Genomic DNA, 20,266 nt, shown 5'->3' with positions numbered 1-20,266 from the left:
GGCGTGATCACCCGGGGGTCGACGGAGGTGATGATCGGCAAAAATATGGCTATTTTCCAGAGAGATATACAGCATCTAAGCATCAACCCAAGACCAAGTCAGAATAGGGGCGGCGATGTCGCACAGGCATAGATAATAGGAAGTGATGAGTGAGGGGCCGAGTCCAAAGATACGGGGCAGGCCCCTTTTGTAGTGCAGTCATGTGACAGCAGTGTCGTGGGCCAAATGTTCAGGTCCGACGTTTGTCCCACTTTCCTTTTTACGCTTCGCCAGCGCTTCGCCGAAGCGGGACGCGCGATGATGATTTTTGTCAGCGAACATGAAGATCCTAGTATTCTGGTAAACTGCCAGTGCGACTGCCAGTAAACCAACATTGCATTTTCATGACATTCTAAAATGCGAGTCAAAATGCTTGAAAAATCTAGCGGAGCCGATATAATAGGCGGAGTTGTGATTAAACAAAAAGTTTAGTTTAACGAAACCTGGAGGCAATGTATGGACATCGGGCAAAAGATCCGCGATCTGCGCATTCAAAAGAACCTCACGCAAGAGGAACTTGGGGAGCGCACCGATCTGACTAAGGGGTATATCTCTCAGATCGAGCACGATCAAAGCTCACCGTCGATGGAAACTTTTTTTGACTTGCTGAATGTGCTGGGGCAAACGCCGGCACAATTTTTCGCAGAGGGGCGCCGCGAGCAGATCGTGTATCCCAAAGCGGACCAAGTTGAATACAGCGACGAAGAGCGCGGCTATCAGCTCAGGTGGCTGGTACCGGAAAGCAATGAGAATGAAATGGAGCCGGTGCGCATTCGCTTTGAGCAAGAAGGCGTCTTCAAGACCTTTGAGCCATCGCCTGCTGAGACCTTCATTTATGTGACGCATGGTAAGATCGCGCTTGAATTAGGCGAGGCGCGCTACATCGCCAAATCTGGCGAGACCATTTATTTTCACGCGACGCAGCAGCATCGCATCGTCAATGCGGCCAAGGGCATCTCCGAGGTGCTCCTAGTCGCGACCGCATCATATCTTTAGTGAGGAGCTGGGGGAAATGAGCAACGTTATCGTTGAATTGAAGCATGTCTACAAGCGCTACGGCGACACCGAGGTGCTCAAGGACATCAACATCGAGATCGAGCAGGGCAAGTTTTACACCTTGCTGGGGCCATCGGGGTCGGGGAAGACCACGATCTTGCGCGCCATCGCTGGCTTTTTGGATGTCAGCGAAGGGGAAGTCTTTTTCAATGGCGAAAAGATCAACGACGTGCCGGCCAACAAGCGCCGGGTCAACACGGTGTTTCAAGACTATGCGCTGTTTCCGCACATGAACGTGTTGGACAACGTGGCGTATGGCCTTCGCATTCAAAAGCGGCCCAAAGCCGAGATCAAAGAGCGTGTCGATAAGGCGTTGAAAATGGTGCGCTTGTCGGGCTATGAAAACCGCGAGATCTCTGAGCTTTCCGGTGGGCAACAGCAGCGTGTGGCGATCGCCCGGGCGATCGTGCTGGAGCCAGAGGTGTTGCTGCTCGACGAACCGCTGTCGGCACTTGATGCCAAACTGCGCAAGGACATGCAGTACGAACTGCGTGAATTGCAGCAGCGCCTGGGCATCACGTTCCTGTTTGTCACCCATGACCAAGAGGAGGCCTTGGCGCTGTCCGATGAGATCTTCGTCATGAGCGATGGCGAGGTCCAGCAAAGCGGGACGCCGGTCGATATTTATGACGAGCCGATCAACCACTTCGTCGCGGATTTCATCGGCGAGTCCAACATCGTTTCCGGCCACATGGTCAAGGATTTTGTCGTCGAATTCAACGGAAAAGAATTTGAATGTGCCGATGCGGGGATGCGGCCTAACGAACCGGTCGAAGTGGTGCTGCGGCCGGAAGATCTGGACATCACGGCGGTCGGCGAGGGCAAGGTCACCGTTGACGTGGACACCCAGCTCTTCCGCGGCGATTATTACGAGATCGTGGCGTACGATGACGCGAAAAATGAGTGGTTGATTCATTCGACCAATCCGGCCAAAGATGGCGACCGCGTGGATCTGACCTTTGATCCAGAGGACATTCATGTCATGCGTTTGAACGAATCCGAGGAAGATTTCGACGCGCGTCTTGAAAGCTACGAAGGCGAATAGGAGGGGCGAGATGAAGAAAAACACGGCGACAAGTCTCGCCTTTTATGTGCCATACGCCTTGTGGATCGTGCTGTTTGTCATTGCCCCGGTGATCTTGATCATCTATCAAAGCTTTTTTGACATTGACGGCCAGTTCACGCTGGGCAATTATGCGACCTATTTTCAGTCCGGCACCTACATCATGATGACGATCAATTCCGTGTGGTACGCGTTTTTGATCACCCTGGTGACGCTGGTGATCTCATATCCAGCGGCGTATCTGCTGCATTACGCCAAGCACAAGGAGCTATGGCTGCTGTTGATCATTTTACCGACCTGGATCAATTTGCTGCTGAAGGCGTATGCGTTCATCGGTATTTTTAGCCAAGACGGTGGCGTCAACAATTTCCTCGGCCTCTTTGGCATCGCGCCGAAGCAAATTCTGTTCACCGATTTTTCCTTTATCTTCGTGGCGAGTTACATTGAGATTCCATTCATGATTCTGCCGATCTTCAACGGCATCGAGGAGCTCGACGAGGGGTATGTCAACGCGAGCCGCGACCTTGGGGCAAAATGGTCCCAGACGTTTACGCATGTGATCTTGCCGCTGACGATGAGCGGGGTCAAAGCCGGCGTGCAGGCGGTGTTCATTCCAAGCCTGAGCTTGTTCATGCTGACACGGCTCATCGGCGGTAACCGGGTCATCACGCTTGGGACCGCGATCGAGGAGCATTTCCTCACTACCATGAACTGGGGGATGGGCTCGACCATCGGCGTTGTCCTGATCGTGGCCATGTTCATCATCATGTTCCTGACGGGAGAGCGGCGGAAGAAAGGGGCGAAGCGCGCATGAAAAAATGGAAGTGGACCAACCTCTATCTGATCTTTGTGTTCGTCATGCTGTATGTGCCGATCATTTATCTGATCGCCTATTCTTTTTCCGAAGGCGAACGCATGAGCGGGTTTCATGGCTTCACCTTGGCGCATTACGCGGAATTGTTTGCCGATACACGCATGATTCAGATCGTGGTCGACACCTTGATGCTGGCGCTGCTGTCGAGTTTGATCGCGACGATCGTTGGCACGCTTGGGGCCTTGGCGATCTCGCGGACTGTGCGGCCATTGGTGAAAAACACGGTGCTGTCGTTGAACAACATTCTGATGGTCTCGCCGGATGTTATCATCGGGGCCAGCTTCTTGATCTTTTTCACCGCGTTGAAGATTCCGCTGGGCTTTGGCTCTGTGTTGATGAGCCACATTGCGTTTTCTATTCCGATCGTGGTGTTGATGGTGTTGCCAAAGCTCCAGGAGATGCAGCAATCGATGCTCGATGCGGCGCGCGATCTGGGATCCACAAATTCACAGACCTTGGCGCGCGTGGTGTTGCCATTCATCACCCCGGGTATTCTGTCTGGCTTTTTCATGGCGTTCACTTATTCGCTGGATGATTTCGCCGTGACCTTCTTCGTGACCGGCAACGGGTTTCAAACGCTTGCCGTCGAGATCTATGCGCGCGCACGCCAGGGCATCTCGCTTGAGATCAATGCCTTGTCTGGCGTGATGTTCATCTTTGCGCTGCTGCTGGTGATCGGGTATTACTTTATCCAGCAAGGCAGTCAGTCGCGCAAGGCGAAGCATCGTAAAGAAAGTGAGGCGATCATTCATGAAGCGGCTCATTAGTATGGCAGTCGCGATTCTGGCTGTCGCGCTCGGACTCGCATTTTGGAGCCAGGACCTGCAACGCAGCCAAGGCGCAACTGGCAGTAACACGCTCAATTTTGCCAACTGGGGTGACTACATCGACCCCGCGCTGATCAAGAAGTTTCAAAAAGAGACCGGCTATCACGTTAACATGGAGACCTTCGATTCCAACGAGGCGATGTACACTAAGATTCAGCAGGGTGGCACCTCGTATGATCTGACCGTCCCATCGGAGTACATGGTCGAAAAAATGGCGGAAGATAAGCTCCTCATTCCGCTGGATAAAAGCAAGCTCAAGGGGCTTTCCAATTATGGCGCCTCGTTCATGAACCAGAGTTTTGACCCCGGCAACAAGTACAGCCTGCCCTATTTTTGGGGGACCCTGGGCATTGTCTATAATGACAAATTCGCGAAGGCCTCAGAACTCCAGCATTGGAATGATCTGTGGAATCCGCGCTGGAAGGGGAACATCATGTTGATCGACTCGGCCCGCGACATTCTCGGCTTTTCGCTGGTGTCGCTTGGCAAGTCGATGAATACGACCAACCCGACAACGCTGGCACTGGCCAAGGCCAAGCTCGATCAGCTGTCGCCAAACGTGAAGGCCGTCGTGGCGGATGAGATCAAGATGTACATGGCGGACAATGAGGCAGCCGTGGCCGTTGATTGGTCCGGGGAGGCCGCGGATATGATGGCTTCCAACAGCCACTTGCATTACATCGTGCCAAGCGAAGGCTCTAATCTTTGGTTCGACAACTTTGTCATTCCAAAGACGGCCAAGAATTTCAAGGCGATCTACGCCTTCTTGAACTTCATGACCGATCCGAAAAATGCGGCGCAAAACGCGGATTATGTCGGGTATTCTACGCCAAACGATGCGGCGAAGAAGTTGTTGCCTAAGGATGTCCGCAACGACAAGAACTTCTATCCAGGCAAAGAGGTGCTCGATCGTTCGGAAGTCTATCGGAATTTAGCGCCGAAGACAGTTGGGCTGTATAACGATCTTTTTCTTGAGTTTAAGATGTACCGGAGATAGGGAAAACAACACTAAAGCACGAGATGAGAATGCCGATATAACGGCGCTCGTCTCGGGCTTTTTTGTTTCGTTGCCCGGGCGTTCTCATCAAAGTGTGGGACGGATTGGGGACATTTTTCTGTACCACATTTTCGCCCGTCGTTGCCGGTCCACAGTTTCGAATAGCGCACGTGATGATTGGCCTCAAGCAGAAGAAGTGATAGGCGCAAACTGGGAAGCAACGAAGCAAAAAAAGAGCCGCCCGCAATGGACGACTCATTTTCCGAGCAAGTTTTTGTGTGATCCGGTGGCTACCAGCACCAAAACTAACACATCGTTCTGACGTAAATAGATCAGAAGCCAATCTAGCCCGATGTCTAGCATAGTTGCCGGTCAGTTGATGATACTTCAACCCAAGGAACCTTGTCATTGCGACCGCTGCCGTTTTGCCGCATAATAAAAAGACAAAGTGAGGTGTGAGGCATGCTGGAATATGATCAGATCGCAGCGGAGTTTGAACAAGGACAGAAAATCAATTTTGATCGGATTCTGCAGGAAGTGATCGCCGGCTGGCAGCGCGATGGCGCCCGGCCGCGGCTCATGATGCACAGCTGCTGCGCGCCTTGCAGCACGTACACGTTGGAATATTTGACGCAATTCGCGGATGTCACGATCTACTATTACAACCCGAACATTCATCCGCGGATGGAATATGAGCGCCGCAAGCTTGTTCAGGAACAGTTCATTCTCGATTTCAATCAAAAAACAGGCAATGACGTCCATTTCATCAGTGCCGAGTATCGGCCAAGTGATTGGCTGGCACAGACCAAGGCCTTGAAGGATGAACCAGAAGGCGGCGCACGCTGCAAAGTCTGTTATGATTTTCGACTGGATGCGGTGGCCGCCAAAGCGCAGGAATTGGGTTTCGATTATTTCGGCAGCACCCTGACGATCAGTCCAAGCAAAAATGCGCAGTGGATCAACGAAGGGGGCCTTGAGATCCAGCATCTTTACAATGTGGCGTATCTGCCTAGCGACTTCAAGAAGCGGGGCGGCTACAAGCGCTCCGTGGAAATGTGCGCCGAATATAATGTGTATCGGCAATGCTACTGTGGGTGCCTGTTCGCGGCGAAAAAGCAGGGCATCGATCTGGCGGCGGTCAATCGTGAGGCCACGCAATATGTCGCGCAGCATGAAAACGACGACTTTGCGGCGATTCAGTTCAACATCGCAGCCAAGGCGGAGTCAATTTGAGTAAGGGTCGGGGACAGCTCCTCGGCCTTTTTGCATGGCGAAAAAATGGTGTCAGAAAATTTTTGGACAAAAAAAGTCGCGGGCAACGGTCCGCGACTTCAGAAGTCAGTTAATGGTCTTGGCCATCCGGCGCACCAAGTATTTGCGTAGCTCTTCGATCAAAAAGATCGGAATCGGGATGATAAAGAGGAAGAGCCAGTCTGCCGCGGTGATCGCGGTCGTGTTGAATAGTGCCTGAACGCCAGGGGTATACGCGAGAAAGGCGAAGAGGGCGATCTCAAACAGAATGCCAAACCAGATGCGGTGGTTGGAGAAAATGCCAAACCGCATCACGGACACAGTCTTTGTCCGGCAATTCAGCGCGTTGGCGATCTGCGAAAAGACGATCGCACCTAACACGAGGGTCGTCGCGCGGGCATAAACGGTGCCGCTGGCCGCAAGTGGTACGCTTGGCCAGCCATTTTGCACGTTGACGAAGAAATAGGCGCCGGTGGAGATCAGGCTGGCGATCAAGCCGTACCAGGCAAAAGCGGTCCACAGGACGTGTTTGTTCATCAGATGTGCGGTGCGTTTGCGCGGCGGCTGGTGCATGATGCCTGGCTCCGCTTTTTCCGCGCCAAGCCCCAACGCCGGCAACATGTCGGTGCCGAGATCGACGGTGAGAATCTGCATGACGGTCATTGGCAGGGGAATGAGCCCGCGCGAGAAGAGGAACAGAATCGATGGAAAGGCCTCTGGCATATTGGAGGTCAGAATGTACGTCAGAAACTTCTGGATGTTCGCGTAGACGGTGCGGCCTTCTTCGATCGCGCTGACGATCGAGGCAAAATTATCATCGGTCAGGATCATATCGGCAGCATCTTTTGCCACATCGGTCCCCGTGACTCCCATGGCGACGCCGATATCCGCTTTTTTCAGCGCAGGGGCATCGTTGACGCCATCTCCGGTGGAGGCAACGATCTCGCCATTTTTCTGCAAGGTCGAAACAATCTTGTATTTCTGTTCCGGGGCGACCCGGGCAAAAATGATCTCGCCCCGCAGCGCCTCTTGCAGGTCCGCTTCAGACATTGCGTCGAGCTCGGTGCCGGTCACGACGCGGGCCTTGTCAGAGGTCAGGCCGATCTTCACCGCGATCGATTTGGCGGTCAGGGTCGAGTCGCCTGTGACCATGATGATCTTGATGTTGGCGTGGTGACATTTTTCGATGGCGTCATAGATTTCGGGACGCGGCGGATCGGCCATGATGGTCAGGCCAAGAAAGGTCAGGTCCTGTTCAGCGGTTTCGATGGTCAGCGCGTCCACCTGGGCTGCCTGATCCGCTGCGGCTGGAATCTCGCGATAGGCGACGGCCAGACTGCGCAGGCCTTGCACCGCATAATGACGATTGGCAGCATCAATGGCGCGTCTGTCGTCGTCGGTCAGCGGGCGAATTTTGCCATCATCTGCAATGGTGGTGCACTGACTCAACGTGTCACTCAGCGAGCCTTTCGCGCAGATCGACAAGGTATGGGCGTCATGTTGATGCACAGTGGACATCCGCTTGCGCTCGGAGTCAAATGGGAATTCCTTCAGGCGCGGGGCAGCTGCCACGGCCGCGGCCACATCAAAGCCAGCTTTTTGCGCGACGATCACCAGCGCCGCTTCAGTCGGCGTCCCGAGAATCTTGGGTGTCCCGGCTTCGTCTTGTTCGACGGTGGTGTCGTTGTTCAAGGCTGCGACCGTGATCAATTTATTCAGATCCGAGTCGTCTCGATAGGTGATGACCTGACCGTCTTTTTTCACCTTGCCATTTGCGACATAGCCTTCGCCTGAAATAGTGAAGGTCTTGTCGCGGGTCCAGATGTGATTTACCGTCATCTGATTTTGCGTGAGCGTGCCAGTCTTATCGGAGCAGATCACCGTGGTCTCGCCAAGGGTCTCAACTGAATTGAGATCCTTGACCAGGGCGTGTTTCTTCGCCATGCGCTGCACGCCTTGAGCCAGGCTAAGTGTGACTGTGGGCAACAGGCCTTCCGGAATGAAGGCGACGATCATGCCCAGCGCAAAAATGAAGGCCTTGGCCGCGGGATAGTGGACAAAAAAGATCGCGGCGATGAAAAAGGCGAGGCCGATGCCGATCGCGATCAGAGAGATCTGCTTGGTCAGGCGGTTGAGCTCACGCTGCAGGGGACTGGCGGATTTGGTCTGTTGCTGGGTGAGGCTGGCGATCTGGCCAAACTCGGTGTTCATGCCAGTGGCGATCGCGACGGCTTTCGCGGTGCCTGCGCCGATGCTGGTGCCAGCGTAGACCAGGTTTGACTCGGCAAATTCGCCTTCGCCTGGATCGTATTTAACAAACTTGGATTCTGGCACCGATTCGCCAGTCAAGGCACTTTGGTCGACTTGGACCGAGGTTGCTTCAAGCAGACGGGCATCGACTGGAATCGCGTTGCCGGCCTGCAGTTCAAAGACGTCTCCGGGGACGATCTGGGTCGCATCGACTTGTTGGAGTTGGCCGTCTCGGTAGACTTGGGTGTAGGTTGGCAGCATCGCCATCAACGAATCTGTGGCTTTTTTCGCCTGAAACTCCTGCCAAAAACTGAAACAGCCATTGATGATGTTGACCAGCCAAATGGCGATGCCAAGCTCCGGCGTGCCGGTCAGCATGGCGATGAGCCCGGAGACCCACAACAGAATCGCCATGAGACTGATGAAGTTCTTGAGAAATATTTTCAGCTGAGATTGCTGCTTTGCGCGGGTGATACGATTGGGGCCATATTGGGTCAGGCGGGCCGTTGCCTCTGCCGATGAAAGGCCCTCGACGCGACTGTGCAGCGTCTCAAGCACGTCTTCATTTGACGCGGCGGCAAAGCGCTCACGTTTTTGATCGGATGCAGTCATATTCTGATGTTCCTTCCTACAATTAAGAGGGCGGCAGTTGGTCGCTTCACCCATATTTTAACGCTTTGCTAGACGCCGAGACCATTTTCGGCGGTTTTGATGGGAAAAAGCCGGAAGCTGTCGCTGGCGTCTCATAGCAATATTTGTTAAATAAAAAAGGAAGTGGGACAAATGTCGTTTTTGGGTCCGACAGGTAAGTGTTCCAAGCGCCAGGTGCGAACTTTGGACCAGGTGAGTGGATAATGAGCCCGTTAGACGCCTGCGTCCTACAGGCTCAATTGCGTAGCGCCTTAGCTGATCGGACCCGGACATTTGGCCCACGACACTGCTGTAATATTAGTGCACCAAAAAGGACCCGGGACAAAACCTTTGCTTTGTCCTAGGTCCGATGTTTTGACGAATAAGCGGACGTGGAAGGCTCGTGACGCGACCCGCAGTTAATTTTCGTGAATCAGATCGCGCAGTTCGCCGATGAGCTCATTTGGGTGGCGTGTGGCGCGGGCGACCGTTTTAATGTTGAGCAAGTCCATCACGGTGAGGTTATGCGAGATCGAATTTTTCCCGTAAGAGCCGGTGCCCAGGGTGAGCGAGGGTGTGAGCTTGTTGAAAAGGCCACCGATCCCGCCAAGGCTGGCAGGTGTGTTGACCAGGATCCGGCAAGCAGGCATCGCTTCGCCAAAGGCCGTGATCACATCGTCGCTGGTGGTATGCACCGCGGCGGTGTGGCCGAGGCCGCCGTGATCCAGCAGTGCGCGGCAAAGGGAAAATGCGGATGATTGGTCTGGTGCGACATAGCAGGCCAAAACAGGGCAGAGTTTTTCCCCAGATAGCGGGAAGTTGACGCCAATGCCATCGAGTTTTGCGATCAGCAGCTTAGTTCCCTTAGGCACATGGAGACCGGCGGCACGGGCGATCTTTTCTGCGGATTGGCCGGCGATCGGGCCGCGGACCGTGTGGCGCTGTGGATCGATGACCGCCGCGCTGAGCTTTGCGACGTCTTGATCCGGCACAAAATAGGCACCGCGCGCTTGAAACGCCGCTTTCACGCGGGGGTAGATACTGCGGTCAACCACGATGCTGTTTTCGCTGGCGCAGATCATGCTGTTGTCAAAAGATTTGCTGAGGACGATGTCGGTGGTTGCGGCGTCGATATCGGCCGAGGCCTCGATGTAAGCCGGCGCATTGCCAGGGCCAACCCCGAGCGCGGGCTTGCCGGTGGAATAGGCAGCTTTCACCATGCCGGGGCCGCCCGTCGCCAGTACCAGCGCGATCTGCGAATCGTTCATCAGCGCGTTGGTGGCCTCGATGCTCGGCGTATGAATGTACTGAATCAGACCGGCCGGCGCTCCGGCTTTTTCAGCAGCTGTCTCAAGCAGGCGGCAGGTCGCCGCACCGCATTGTTGAGCCTGGGGATGCAAGCCAAAAATGATCGCGTTTCGGGTCTTCAATGCCAGCAAAGCTTTGAAGATAACGGTCGACGTTGGGTTGGTGACTGGTGTGACGCCGGCGATAATGCCCAATGGCTCGGCATAGCGGGTCAATCCATTGGCCGGGTCTTCATCGATCAAGCCAACAGTGTGGGTGTCTTTGATGTTGTTCCAAATGTATTGGCTCGCGTAGATGTTTTTGATCGCCTTATCCTCGGCGACGCCACGACCCGTTTCCTTCCAGGCCAAAAATGCGAGGTCTTTTGCATGATTGATCGCTGTTTTGACGACGGCTTCGCAAACGGCGTCGACTTGCGCCTGGGTGAACTGCTGATAGGCGTTGAAGGCCACTTGTGCTTGGCGGACGAGAGACTCGATCTCAAGCTCGGGCTTGTTTTGTGAATTCAATTGCGGTTTTAACTGTGTAACTGTTGTTGCCATGATCTGCCATCTCCTTGGTTGTTCTTCTTTATCGTAGCGAGCCAACAGCTACTTGTAAACACCGTGAAAACGTGATGTAACAGGTGTACACATGGTTTTTCACACCATTTCGGTTGCGCCGAGAAACGCCGAGCTGACGGGAAGTCTGAAAAAACCTTCACGAACTTTTGCAAGGAATGGCGGCGATTTCATTTTTTCTGTATTGAGACAGAAGTTTTTTTCGGTGGTGACAGGCGGCGAGGCGGGGATTTGACAAACGAGGGAATCACCTGCCCCATCATCCCGCGGGTCTGCGCACCCTTCACAGTTGGGCTCCGCCGAGCAGGGGTGGGCCATCTAGTCGTCCTGGTCGCCCGATGGCAAAATACGCCATCAAGCGCCCAGGCCGCACTAGCTGCCCACCCCTAAACGCTCGGCTGCGCACCCTTTCTCAGGACCGCGCGCCCCCGCTCCTTGCTCGTGGTATAATTAATTGCAAATCGGAAATGGAGGAGTTGACATGCAGACTTTTTTGTCTGGCTTGTTGCGCTGGTCGACGGTGGCCAACACGATCGATATCCTCGTGGTATGGTTTCTCGCGTATCGGTTGATCATGCTGGTGCGCGGGACAAAGGCGGTCCAGTTGTTCAAGGGGGTCTTCGTCGTTGCGGCGATCAAGATCGTCTCTTGGTATCTGCAACTGCGGACGCTGGGCTGGATCACGGATCTGATCATCACGTGGTCGGTGCCGGTCTTGGTCATCATTTTTCAACCGGAGATCAGGCGCGGGCTTGAGCATCTCGGCCGCGGCTCGATCATGCCATGGAACAAGCCTAATGAGCACGAGATCGAAGTGCGCCTCGTCAAAGAGTTGGACAAGGCGATTCAATATATGAGCCGACGTCGAATCGGTGCTTTGATCACCATTCAGCAAAAGACTGGACTTGAGGATTACATTGAAACAGGGATTCCGATCGATGCCGATGTGTCTGGGGAGCTGTTGATCAATATCTTCATTCCCAACACCCCGTTGCATGATGGGGCGGTGATCATTCGCGATAATCGCATCGCGGTCGCGGCTGCCTACCTGCCGCTGTCGGAAAGCAATCTGATTCCCAAAGAGCTCGGGACGCGGCATCGCGCCGCGGTCGGGATCAGTGAGGTGACGGACGCTTTGACGATCGTGATCTCAGAGGAGACTGGCGGCGTGACGATCACGACAAACAATAATTTGATTCGTGATCTGACCCGCGAAGATTACCTCAAGCTTTTGACTGCCCAATTGGTGCCTGCAGATGAAGCAAAGCAGAGCCGCTTTGCGGAGTTTTTCGCCGGCCTCACGCATAAAGGGGGGTCGAAGTGATGCATTTTGATAAATTATGGGAAAGTAAATGGTTCTATCGCATCTTGGCGTTGCTGCTGGCGATCGGGTTGTTTGCCTATGTTAATGCGGAAAATCTGAACAACACACGCCAGAACCGCACCAACAACACGGCCATCACCGCCACGACCACCCGCACGCTGAAGGTCCCACTTCAGCTGAACGCGAACACGGACAAGTATTTCATCACGGGGTATCCCGACAAGGTGTCAGTCACACTGTCAGGCAGTGCCAGTCTGGTCACGGTGACGGCCAACACGATGAATTTTCGCGTGATTGCGGAACTCGGTGGCCTTGGTGTCGGCACGCACACGGTGAAACTCAAGGAAGATGGGCTGAACAAGGATCTGACTTATTCGATCAAGCCGGAAACGGTGAAGATCAAGATTCAGGACCGCAAGTCGCTGCAGCTGCCGATTCAGGTCAAATACAACAAGGACAGCCTCGCCCCGGATTATGAAGCGGGGACGCCGAGTCTGTCCACGGTCACGGCCGAGGCGACCGGAGGCAAGGGCGAGATCGACCGGATCTATCAAGTCGTCGCGAATATTGTGATGGCGCGCAACACGAAGGCCGATGTGTCCCAGCAAGTCCTTCTTCAGGCGCTGGATGAAAAAGGCAATACGGTCAATGTTGTGCTGTCGCCGGAAACCGTGACGGTGAAGTTGCCAGTCTCGCTGCCAAGCAAAAAAGTTCCGGTGACGCTGAAGCAGACAGGGACCGCCAACGACTCGCTCGTCTATGCGCTGACGACCAGCACCAAAAACGTGACAGTTTACGGTGCCAACGCCGTCCTCAATAAGATCGACTCACTTGAAGTGCCAGTCGACGTTTCTGGAATCACCGAAAATACGACCAAGACGCTCGACTTGAGTGGGGTGGATACGAAACTCAACAAAGTGTCGCCTGCGTCGCTTAAGGTGACGATCAGCGTCGCCAAGTCGGCTGCAAGCTCAAGTTCAAGCTCAAGCGCCGATCGCGCCAGCAGTAGCTCCTCCTCCGATAATGACTGAGAAAAATGAAATGAGGCAAAGATCATGACAAAGTATTTTGGAACCGATGGTGTGCGTGGAATCGCGAATAAGGAATTGAGCCCGGAAATGGCTTTTCGCCTGGGCCGCTGCGGCGGGTATGTTCTGACCCAGCACACACAGGATCCAAATAAGCGCCCGTTAGTCCTTGTCGCGCGGGATACCCGTGCGTCCGGCCAGATGCTTGCGGATGCGCTGATCTCCGGCCTGCTGTCGGTCGGCATCGAGGTGCTCTCACTTGGGGTGATCACGACCCCGGCCGTGGCCTATTTGATCAAGGTGCAAAGTGCCGATGCCGGCATTCAGATCTCCGCATCCCATAACCCGGCTGCCGACAACGGCATCAAGTTTTTCGGCCCAGATGGCTACAAGCTGTCCGACGAGACCGAAGAGGAGATCGAAGCCTTGCTGGATGCCCCGGAAGACACGCTGCCTCGGCCAGCTGCAGAAGGCCTTGGCACCGTTTCGGATTATCCGGAAGGCTCGCTGAAATACCTCCAGTTTTTGGAACAGACCATCAGTGATGATCTGTCGGGTATCCATGTGGCCGTGGATGCCGCAAATGGCGCAACCAGTGGCCTTGTCTCACGCTTGTTTGCGGATGTTGAGACTAATTTTGACACCATGGCGACGCATCCGGATGGGCTGAACATCAACAAGAATGTTGGCTCGACGCATCCGGAGGCGCTGGCCAAACTGGTGGTGGACAAAGGCGCACAAGCTGGGCTGGCGTTTGACGGCGATGGGGATCGTTGCATCGCGGTCGACGAGTTGGGGCAGATCGTCGATGGCGACAAGATCATGTACATCATCGCCGCGGACATGAAGCGCCAAGGTCGGCTCAAGCAGGATACGATCGTGACGACTGTGATGAGCAATCTCGGCTTGTACAAGGCCATGGCGGCGGCTGATATGAAGTCTGTCCAGACCGCAGTCGGCGACCGCCACGTGTCCGATGAGATGCGCGCGCACGGCTACAATATCGGCGGCGAACAGTCCGGCCACGTGATCTTGTTTGATTATCACAACACGGGCGATGGCATGCTGACGGGGCTTCAATTGCTGTCGATCATGAAGCGGACGGGTAAAAAATTGTCCGAGCTTGCGGCCCCGGTGCAGACCTACCCGCAAAAGTTGGTCAATGTCCCAGTGTCTGACAAAAACAATTGGCAGGCTTACCCCGCGATTCAAGACGCCATTGACGCCGTTGAAGCGGACATGGGTGATGATGGCCGCGTTCTCGTCCGCCCAAGTGGGACCGAACCGCTGCTGCGCGTGATGGCCGAGGCGAAAACAGAGCCGCTGGTCAATACTTACGTGGATCGCATTGTGGCCGTTGTCGAGGAGCAGATGGGCGCAGCGGACTAACGCGAAGTCCTGCAACCACGTTACGTTAAGGCTTCGGCTTGACCGCTTCAACGCAATGCAACTGACCAATCGCACACCAATCAGTGGGTGTACAAGAAAGAGATGCCTTTTCCGGAGACGGAGTGGGCATCTTTTTTTTGCCAAATTGACCTATACCAATAATGTTAAAATTACCTATACCAGTTTTAAAAAATGTTGACTTTATGTGATAGCCGAAATACAGTAGACAATGTTAAACCAAAAACCAATACGGGGATATCAGCTGTGCCAATCCCGTTCAAAGAAAAGGATGTTGTCTTATGTGTGGAATCGTCGGTGTGATCGGGCGCGAGGATGCGCCGCAAGTTTTGCTGCAAGGATTGCAAAAACTGGAATATCGCGGCTATGACTCGGCCGGTATTTATACGGCCGGCGCCGGATCTGCGCGGTTGGTGAAGGCCGTGGGTAAGATCGCGGCACTCGCGCAGGCAATTGGCCCCGATGTGACAGGGACGATGGGCATCGGCCACACCCGGTGGGCCACAAATGGCAGACCCACCGAGGCCAATGCGCACCCCCATGTGTCTGCGGATGGGCGCTTTTATCTGGTCCACAATGGCGTGATCACCAATGCAGCGGCGTTGCGCGCGACGTATTTGAGTGATGTCACTTTTGCGAGCGAAACGGATACGGAGGTGGTGGTGCAGCTGATCGCCCATTTTGCCCAAGGTGGGCTGACGGCGCATGACGCTTTTGTCAAAACACTTGGCTTGCTGGAAGGCTCGTATGCATTTTGCCTGGCTGACCGCGATGATTCGGCGGTGTTGTATGCCGCGAAAAATAAAAGTCCGCTGCTGATCGGCAAGGGGGACGGGTTCAACTTGGTTGCCTCGGATGCGTTGGCCATGATCGAGCTGACGGACCAGTTCCTTGAGCTCAATGATGGGGAAGTGGTGACGCTGATGGCCTCGCAGGTTCAGATCGAGGATCTGGCGGGTCAACAGATCGACCGCGCGCCGATCACCGTGACGATCGATGCGGCCGAGGCTGATAAGGGTCCCTATCCGTTTTACATGCTGAAGGAGATCAATGAGCAACCGATCGTGATGCGGCGATTGCTTGCGGCCTACACGAAGGCAGATGGGCAAGTTGAGATGCCTGCAGCGCTTTTGTCAGCATTGGCGGCGGCGGACCGGTTGTATATCGTGGCGGCAGGAACCAGTTATCATGCTGGGCTGATCGGCAAGCCGCTGTTTGAGAGCCTCGCGTATGTGCCCGTTGAAGTTCATTTGGCCAGCGAATTTGGGTATCATTTGCCTTTGCTGTCTGCCCACCCACTGTTTATTTTCCTCACGCAAAGTGGTGAGACCGCGGACATTCGCGAGGTCTTGGTCAAGGTGAAAAAAATGGGGGCGCCGACCCTGACGATCACCAATGTCGTCACCTCCACATTGGCCCGCGAGGCGGATCATGTGCTCGCCCTTCACGCCGGCCCCGAGATCGCTGTGGCCTCCACGAAGGCATACACGGCGCAGGTCGCGGTGGAAGCCTTGCTGGCAAAAGCGCTCGGCGACTTCAAAGGGACCGAGGCAGCCACCAAGTTTGATGTGACGCACTGGTTAAGCATGGCCGCAGCCGGGCAGCAGACTTTGATCGATCAACAGGCGCGCCTTCACGAACTGGCGACCACGCTTTTTGCCGGCCAGGACCGCGCGTTTTATATCGGCCGCGGCAGTGATCATGCGGTGAGCTTAGAAGCGGCGCTGAAGCTCAAGGAGATCTCCTATGTCCATGCAGAGGGATTTGCGGCGGGCGAGCTGAAACACGGCACGATCGCGCTGATCGAGCCGGGCACGCCAACCGTTGCGTTTGTCACGGATCCATTAACGGCCGCTCGCACGCGGAGCAACGCCGAAGAAGTCGCAGCGCGCGGGGGCCACGTGGCGATCATTGCGACCAGTGACCTGGCGGAAGTGGGCGATGACCTGGTCGTCCCGGCGATCGAGCCGCGTCTGACGCCCCTGGTTGCGATCGTGGCGGGCCAGTTGCTGGCGTATTTTACCAGTTTGGACCGCGGCTATGACGTCGACCGGCCGCGGAATTTGGCAAAATCGGTCACTGTGGAATAAGGGCTTCGCAGGGATAAACCGATCTGTACACAAAAAATCGCCACCGAGATTTTTGCCTCGGTGGCGATTTTATTTTGGGTCAATGGGTTATAGATATTGTTGCGACAGGTCGATGAAGGTCTGCGCATCTTTGGCGGCTAGGTCGATGCCTTGCTGCCAAAAGTCCGGTTTCGTGAGATCGACGCCGAGGTGTTTTTTCGCCAACGTTTCGGTGTCCATATTCGCGGTGTCCTTGAGCAGCGCGATATAATCGTCTTCGAAATTGCTGCCGCTCTGCTGGGCCTTGGCATAAATACCGCTGGAGAAGAGGTAGCCAAAGGTGTACGGGAAGTTGTAAAACGGCACATCGTCGATGAAAAAGTGGAGCTTATCGGCCCAGAACATCGGGTCGAAATCGGCCAGGCCACCTGCATAGGCGGTCTCTTGTGCCTGCGTCATCAGCGTGCGCAGTTGGTCGACCGTGACAGTGCCTTGCTGCCGGGCGTCATAGAAGCTGCGCTCAAAAAGGTAGCGTGCATGGATGTTCAGCAGCATGGCCAACGGATTGCTCATTTTGGCATCCAACAAATTGAGCTTTTCTTCCGGGGAAGTCGCGGCTTTGACCGTGGCATCCGCAACGATCAATTCGGCAAATGTGGACGCTGTTTCTGCCACGTTCATGGCGTAATCACGGCGCATGCTCGGCATGTCTTTGAGCAGGCTCGAGTGGAACGCGTGCCCCAGTTCATGCGCGATCGTGGAGACGCCCGCGGCTGAACCGTCAAAAGTCATGAAGATCCGGGCCTCTTTGACATCCGGCACAGAGGTCATGTAACCGCCTGGCCGCTTGCCTGGTCGATCTTCGGCCTCGATCCACGCGTGGTCAAAGGCGTATTCCGCAAAGTCGGCCATTTTCTGGGAGAACTTGGCGAAGTTTGCGATAATGAATTCAGCGGCTTCGTCGAACGTGTAGACCTTTGGGGTGTAATCGCCAACCGTGACTGGGGCCCACTGATCATGCCACGTCATCTGCGCCGTGCCCATCAGCTTGGCTTTTTGGTCGAGGTAGGCGACAAACGGCTTTTTATTTGCCGAAACAGTCGCCCACATTTGATCGAGAGTGGTCTGGCTCATGCGATTGAGTTGCAGCGGCTTGTGCATGTAGTCGGTGGTCCCATGCAGGCGGTTGTTCGTCAGGCGAAAACCGGCCAAATGGTTGAGCGTATCCGCAAACGGGGCGGCGTGTTGCGACCAGGTCGTTTCCCAGCTGTTGAAAACAGTCTCGCGGACTTTCGGGTCTGGGTCCGATTCAAAGCGATTTTGCGCCTGACCAGCTGACAAAGAAAGCTGCTTGCCGTCGATGGTGACTGGAAAATGGAGGTCAGCACTCAACGTATCGTAGTGACTGCTCCAACCGTTGAAGCCATCCAAGGCGAGTTGGCTGATCATCGCCTCGCTTTGGTCGTCGAGCAACTCTTTGCCCTGGGTGCGCAGTTCGTTGAGGCCAAACGCGACAGTATCCAGCCCAGGAGTCGCAACGAGTTTTGAAAATGTCGCATCATCCAACGCGGTCAGCTTTTTGATCAACGGCAGGGTGATCTGCTGCAGCTGTGTGCCCAGCACTTGGACCTGGTTCAACACGACGCCGGCCTGCTGATTACTGGTGTCGGCGCTAAGGGACATATTTGCAAAAGTGGCGATCGTGGCCAGGCCATTTTCGACATTTTCTTGCAGGCTGAGAATCGCCTTGGCCTGTGAAAAATCAGTGTCGCTCGCCGCGTCCCAGTCGTTAATGGCTTGTTCCAGGGTCGGCATCTTCGCTTCGCAATCTGCCATCCGGGCTTTCAGCTGCGGGGATGCAATGCCGCCGGGAAAGATCGAGTCAAGATTCCAGTTGATCGAATACTTCATATATTAAGCCTCCGTTTGCTATATATTAATGTCAGTATACGTGTGTGGTGCGCGTTAAGAAAGAGGGGCGTTCGTTGAAACGCAATGTTTGGTTAATCGTGGGCGGCGCTTTGTTGGTGGCGCTGTTCATCAGCTCGGCCATGACCTATCGCCAGCAGTCGCTGATTCCCTTGTTTGAAAAAATGCTGGCCAGTCAGCCATTTCGGTCGCAATTGGCGGGTGTTGATTTTGATTACGCCGGGACCACGATCTCGATCGCGCATCTGGGGTATTTCAACTTTATCGAATTTTTTATCCGCAAGGCGGCGCATGTCCTGACCTTTTTGATACTGGCAGGGGTGATGATGATCGCGCTGCGAAAAAATATTCAGCCACGGGGATTGCGGGCTGTTATGGTTGGCCTTTCCGCCTGTGGGGTGGCTGCATTGGATGAGGCACATCAGATGGTGACGGGAGGCCGTTCGCCGCTTTTTCAGGACGTTCTACTGGATACTTGCGCCGCTTGTGTGGGGATTCTGATCGTGTTGCTGATGGCGTGGCGGCGGCCGAAGCGGTGGGGCTAGGGGATGTGAACGCTCGGGTTTGCACCTTGAGATCAGCGTGGGTACCTCTGGCAAGTACGCCTCGAGCACCCAAGCCAGCCCAGCCGCTCAGACCTAAGCGCTCGGCTTCGCACCTTGTAATTGGGCTCCGCGCGGCAGGTCCGAGGCGTCCAGGTGGCTTGTGTACTCGAGGCCAAGTACGCCTCAAGCACCCAAGCCAGCCTAGCCGCTCAGACCTAAACGCCGCGCTTCGCACCTTGTTTCTATTGTTCGTGTGTCTGTTTTTTGGTATACTACAAACGTTTATGAGCCATTTTTGGCTTTAAAAATCAGAAAAGAGGGTTAATCATGTCAGGACACTCCAAATGGCATAACATTCAAGGTCGTAAGAACGCCCAAGATGCCAAGCGTGGCAAAATTTTTCAAAAGATCTCCCGTGAGCTCTTTATGGCTGCGAGAACAGGTGGTTCTGACCCCAACAACAACCCTTCGCTTCGACTAGTCATGGACAAGGCCCGTGCTGCCAACATGCCGAAAGACAATATCAAGCGCGCGCTTGATAAGGCCGAGGGCGGCGACACGACACAATACGATGAAGTTCAATATGAAGGCTATGGGCCAGCAGGTATCGGCGTTCTCGTCGAGGCTTTGACCGATAACAAGAACCGGACGAGCTCGGATGTGCGTGTGGCGGTCACCCGCCATGGCGGCACGATGGCAAGCGCCGGTGCGGTCTCTTATATGTTTGACCGCAAAGGCTACTTCGTGATCGAACGCGAAGGCCTCGATGTTGATGAGGATCAGATGCTTGAAGCAGTGATGGAGGCTGGCGCCGACGATCTGCAATCATCCGACGACCAATTCGAGATTTTCACTGATCCAAAAGATTTCAGTACGGTTCGCGATTCGTTGGAGGAACAAGGCTTCCACTTCAGCACGGCTGAATTGACCATGGTCCCGCAAAACACTGTGGCGATTCCGGCGGACAAGGTCGAGACTTTCCAGAACATGATCGACGCCCTGGAAGATAACGATGACGTTCAAAATGTTTACACGTCGGCTGAATGGCCAGACGAGCCAGACGAAGACTGAGCACTTTTACTAAACGCGTGATTCGGGAAACTGAGTCA

General features: G+C 54.7%; 15 protein-coding genes. 12 read left to right on the top strand and 3 right to left on the bottom strand.

Annotated features, from left to right (window positions below):
• Window positions 1-495 precede the first annotated feature (495 nt).
• The 6 genes from JUE67_RS09170 (at window position 496) to JUE67_RS09145 (ending at window position 6,089) form a co-directional block, all read left to right on the top strand.
• Window positions 496-1,035: a helix-turn-helix domain-containing protein gene (locus tag JUE67_RS09170; protein ID WP_125698478.1), complete on the top strand. Its 540-nt coding sequence runs from the start codon at window positions 496-498 to the stop codon at window positions 1,033-1,035.
• 16 nt (window positions 1,036-1,051) lie between these two features.
• Window positions 1,052-2,140: an ABC transporter ATP-binding protein gene (locus JUE67_RS09165; protein ID WP_203628235.1), complete on the top strand. Its 1,089-nt coding sequence runs from the start codon at window positions 1,052-1,054 to the stop codon at window positions 2,138-2,140.
• Window positions 2,141-2,150: 10 nt separating this feature from the next.
• Entirely contained in the window at window positions 2,151-2,972 is an 822-nt protein-coding gene (locus JUE67_RS09160) for an ABC transporter permease (RefSeq protein ID WP_203628236.1), read from the top strand.
• A complete protein-coding gene (locus tag JUE67_RS09155; protein ID WP_125698484.1) occupies window positions 2,969-3,799 on the top strand; it encodes an ABC transporter permease in 831 nt (276 codons plus the stop codon). The genes JUE67_RS09160 and JUE67_RS09155 overlap by 4 nt, the downstream gene beginning before the upstream one ends.
• Complete coding sequence (locus tag JUE67_RS09150; RefSeq protein ID WP_203628237.1) at window positions 3,783-4,856, top strand: ABC transporter substrate-binding protein; 1,074 nt, start codon at window positions 3,783-3,785, stop codon at window positions 4,854-4,856. The genes JUE67_RS09155 and JUE67_RS09150 overlap by 17 nt, the downstream gene beginning before the upstream one ends.
• A gap of 462 nt (window positions 4,857-5,318) precedes the next feature.
• Window positions 5,319-6,089: an epoxyqueuosine reductase QueH gene (locus tag JUE67_RS09145; RefSeq protein ID WP_203628238.1), complete on the top strand. Its 771-nt coding sequence runs from the start codon at window positions 5,319-5,321 to the stop codon at window positions 6,087-6,089.
• 105 nt (window positions 6,090-6,194) lie between these two features.
• On the opposite strand, the gene JUE67_RS09140 is transcribed toward JUE67_RS09145, so the two are convergent.
• Both JUE67_RS09140 and JUE67_RS09135 read right to left on the bottom strand, forming a co-directional pair.
• Window positions 6,195-8,969 (bottom strand): cation-translocating P-type ATPase, encoded by a 2,775-nt coding sequence (locus JUE67_RS09140; RefSeq protein WP_203628239.1) that lies wholly within the window; start codon window positions 8,967-8,969, stop codon window positions 6,195-6,197.
• A gap of 437 nt (window positions 8,970-9,406) precedes the next feature.
• Window positions 9,407-10,837: an aldehyde dehydrogenase family protein gene (locus JUE67_RS09135; protein WP_203628240.1), complete on the bottom strand. Its 1,431-nt coding sequence runs from the start codon at window positions 10,835-10,837 to the stop codon at window positions 9,407-9,409.
• Between the two features lie 499 nt (window positions 10,838-11,336).
• Between JUE67_RS09135 and cdaA the strand changes: the two genes are divergently transcribed.
• From cdaA to glmS, 4 genes are all read left to right on the top strand, one after another.
• Complete coding sequence (gene cdaA / locus JUE67_RS09130; RefSeq protein WP_203628241.1) at window positions 11,337-12,179, top strand: diadenylate cyclase CdaA; 843 nt, start codon at window positions 11,337-11,339, stop codon at window positions 12,177-12,179.
• A complete protein-coding gene (locus JUE67_RS09125) occupies window positions 12,179-13,210 on the top strand; it encodes a CdaR family protein (protein WP_203628242.1) in 1,032 nt (343 codons plus the stop codon). Before cdaA ends, JUE67_RS09125 begins: the two co-directional genes overlap by 1 nt.
• Before the next feature lie 24 nt (window positions 13,211-13,234).
• Entirely contained in the window at window positions 13,235-14,596 is a 1,362-nt protein-coding gene (gene glmM, locus JUE67_RS09120) for a phosphoglucosamine mutase (protein WP_203628243.1), read from the top strand.
• Between the two features lie 299 nt (window positions 14,597-14,895).
• Complete coding sequence (gene glmS, locus JUE67_RS09115; RefSeq protein WP_203637130.1) at window positions 14,896-16,704, top strand: glutamine--fructose-6-phosphate transaminase (isomerizing); 1,809 nt, start codon at window positions 14,896-14,898, stop codon at window positions 16,702-16,704.
• Window positions 16,705-16,791: 87 nt separating this feature from the next.
• On the opposite strand, the gene JUE67_RS09110 is transcribed toward glmS, so the two are convergent.
• Window positions 16,792-18,594, bottom strand: a complete 1,803-nt coding sequence (locus tag JUE67_RS09110) for a M3 family oligoendopeptidase (RefSeq protein ID WP_203628245.1) — start codon at window positions 18,592-18,594, stop codon at window positions 16,792-16,794.
• 74 nt (window positions 18,595-18,668) lie between these two features.
• Here JUE67_RS09110 and JUE67_RS09105 point away from each other — a divergent pair, with 74 nt between their 5' ends.
• Together JUE67_RS09105 and JUE67_RS09100 are read left to right on the top strand one after the other, a co-directional pair.
• Window positions 18,669-19,157, top strand: a complete 489-nt coding sequence (locus JUE67_RS09105; RefSeq protein ID WP_225877946.1) for a VanZ family protein — start codon at window positions 18,669-18,671, stop codon at window positions 19,155-19,157.
• A gap of 327 nt (window positions 19,158-19,484) precedes the next feature.
• Entirely contained in the window at window positions 19,485-20,228 is a 744-nt protein-coding gene (locus tag JUE67_RS09100; protein ID WP_203628246.1) for a YebC/PmpR family DNA-binding transcriptional regulator, read from the top strand.
• The last annotated feature ends 38 nt before the right edge of the window (window positions 20,229-20,266 follow it).

Origin of the sequence: Lacticaseibacillus mingshuiensis (assembly GCF_016861785.1) — a bacterium.
GTDB classification, from domain to species: Bacteria; Bacillota; Bacilli; order Lactobacillales; family Lactobacillaceae; genus Lacticaseibacillus; species Lacticaseibacillus mingshuiensis.
This window is presented reverse-complemented; position numbering and strand designations above follow the sequence as displayed.

What these genes read in the sequence shown, in the direction of transcription:
- JUE67_RS09170 (WP_125698478.1), top strand. Translation starts at nt 496, where the DNA reads ATGGACATCGGGCAAAAGATCCGCGATCTGCGCATTCAAAAGAACCTC.
- JUE67_RS09165 (WP_203628235.1), top strand. Translation starts at nt 1,052, where the DNA reads ATGAGCAACGTTATCGTTGAATTGAAGCATGTCTACAAGCGCTACGGC.
- JUE67_RS09160 (WP_203628236.1), top strand. Translation starts at nt 2,151, where the DNA reads ATGAAGAAAAACACGGCGACAAGTCTCGCCTTTTATGTGCCATACGCC.
- JUE67_RS09155 (WP_125698484.1), top strand. Translation starts at nt 2,969, where the DNA reads ATGAAAAAATGGAAGTGGACCAACCTCTATCTGATCTTTGTGTTCGTC.
- JUE67_RS09150 (WP_203628237.1), top strand. Translation starts at nt 3,783, where the DNA reads ATGAAGCGGCTCATTAGTATGGCAGTCGCGATTCTGGCTGTCGCGCTC.
- JUE67_RS09145 (WP_203628238.1), top strand. Translation starts at nt 5,319, where the DNA reads ATGCTGGAATATGATCAGATCGCAGCGGAGTTTGAACAAGGACAGAAA.
- JUE67_RS09140 (WP_203628239.1), bottom strand. Translation starts at nt 8,969, where the DNA reads ATGACTGCATCCGATCAAAAACGTGAGCGCTTTGCCGCCGCGTCAAAT.
- JUE67_RS09135 (WP_203628240.1), bottom strand. Translation starts at nt 10,837, where the DNA reads ATGGCAACAACAGTTACACAGTTAAAACCGCAATTGAATTCACAAAAC.
- cdaA (WP_203628241.1), top strand. Translation starts at nt 11,337, where the DNA reads ATGCAGACTTTTTTGTCTGGCTTGTTGCGCTGGTCGACGGTGGCCAAC.
- JUE67_RS09125 (WP_203628242.1), top strand. Translation starts at nt 12,179, where the DNA reads ATGCATTTTGATAAATTATGGGAAAGTAAATGGTTCTATCGCATCTTG.
- glmM (WP_203628243.1), top strand. Translation starts at nt 13,235, where the DNA reads ATGACAAAGTATTTTGGAACCGATGGTGTGCGTGGAATCGCGAATAAG.
- glmS (WP_203637130.1), top strand. Translation starts at nt 14,896, where the DNA reads ATGTGTGGAATCGTCGGTGTGATCGGGCGCGAGGATGCGCCGCAAGTT.
- JUE67_RS09110 (WP_203628245.1), bottom strand. Translation starts at nt 18,594, where the DNA reads ATGAAGTATTCGATCAACTGGAATCTTGACTCGATCTTTCCCGGCGGC.
- JUE67_RS09100 (WP_203628246.1), top strand. Translation starts at nt 19,485, where the DNA reads ATGTCAGGACACTCCAAATGGCATAACATTCAAGGTCGTAAGAACGCC.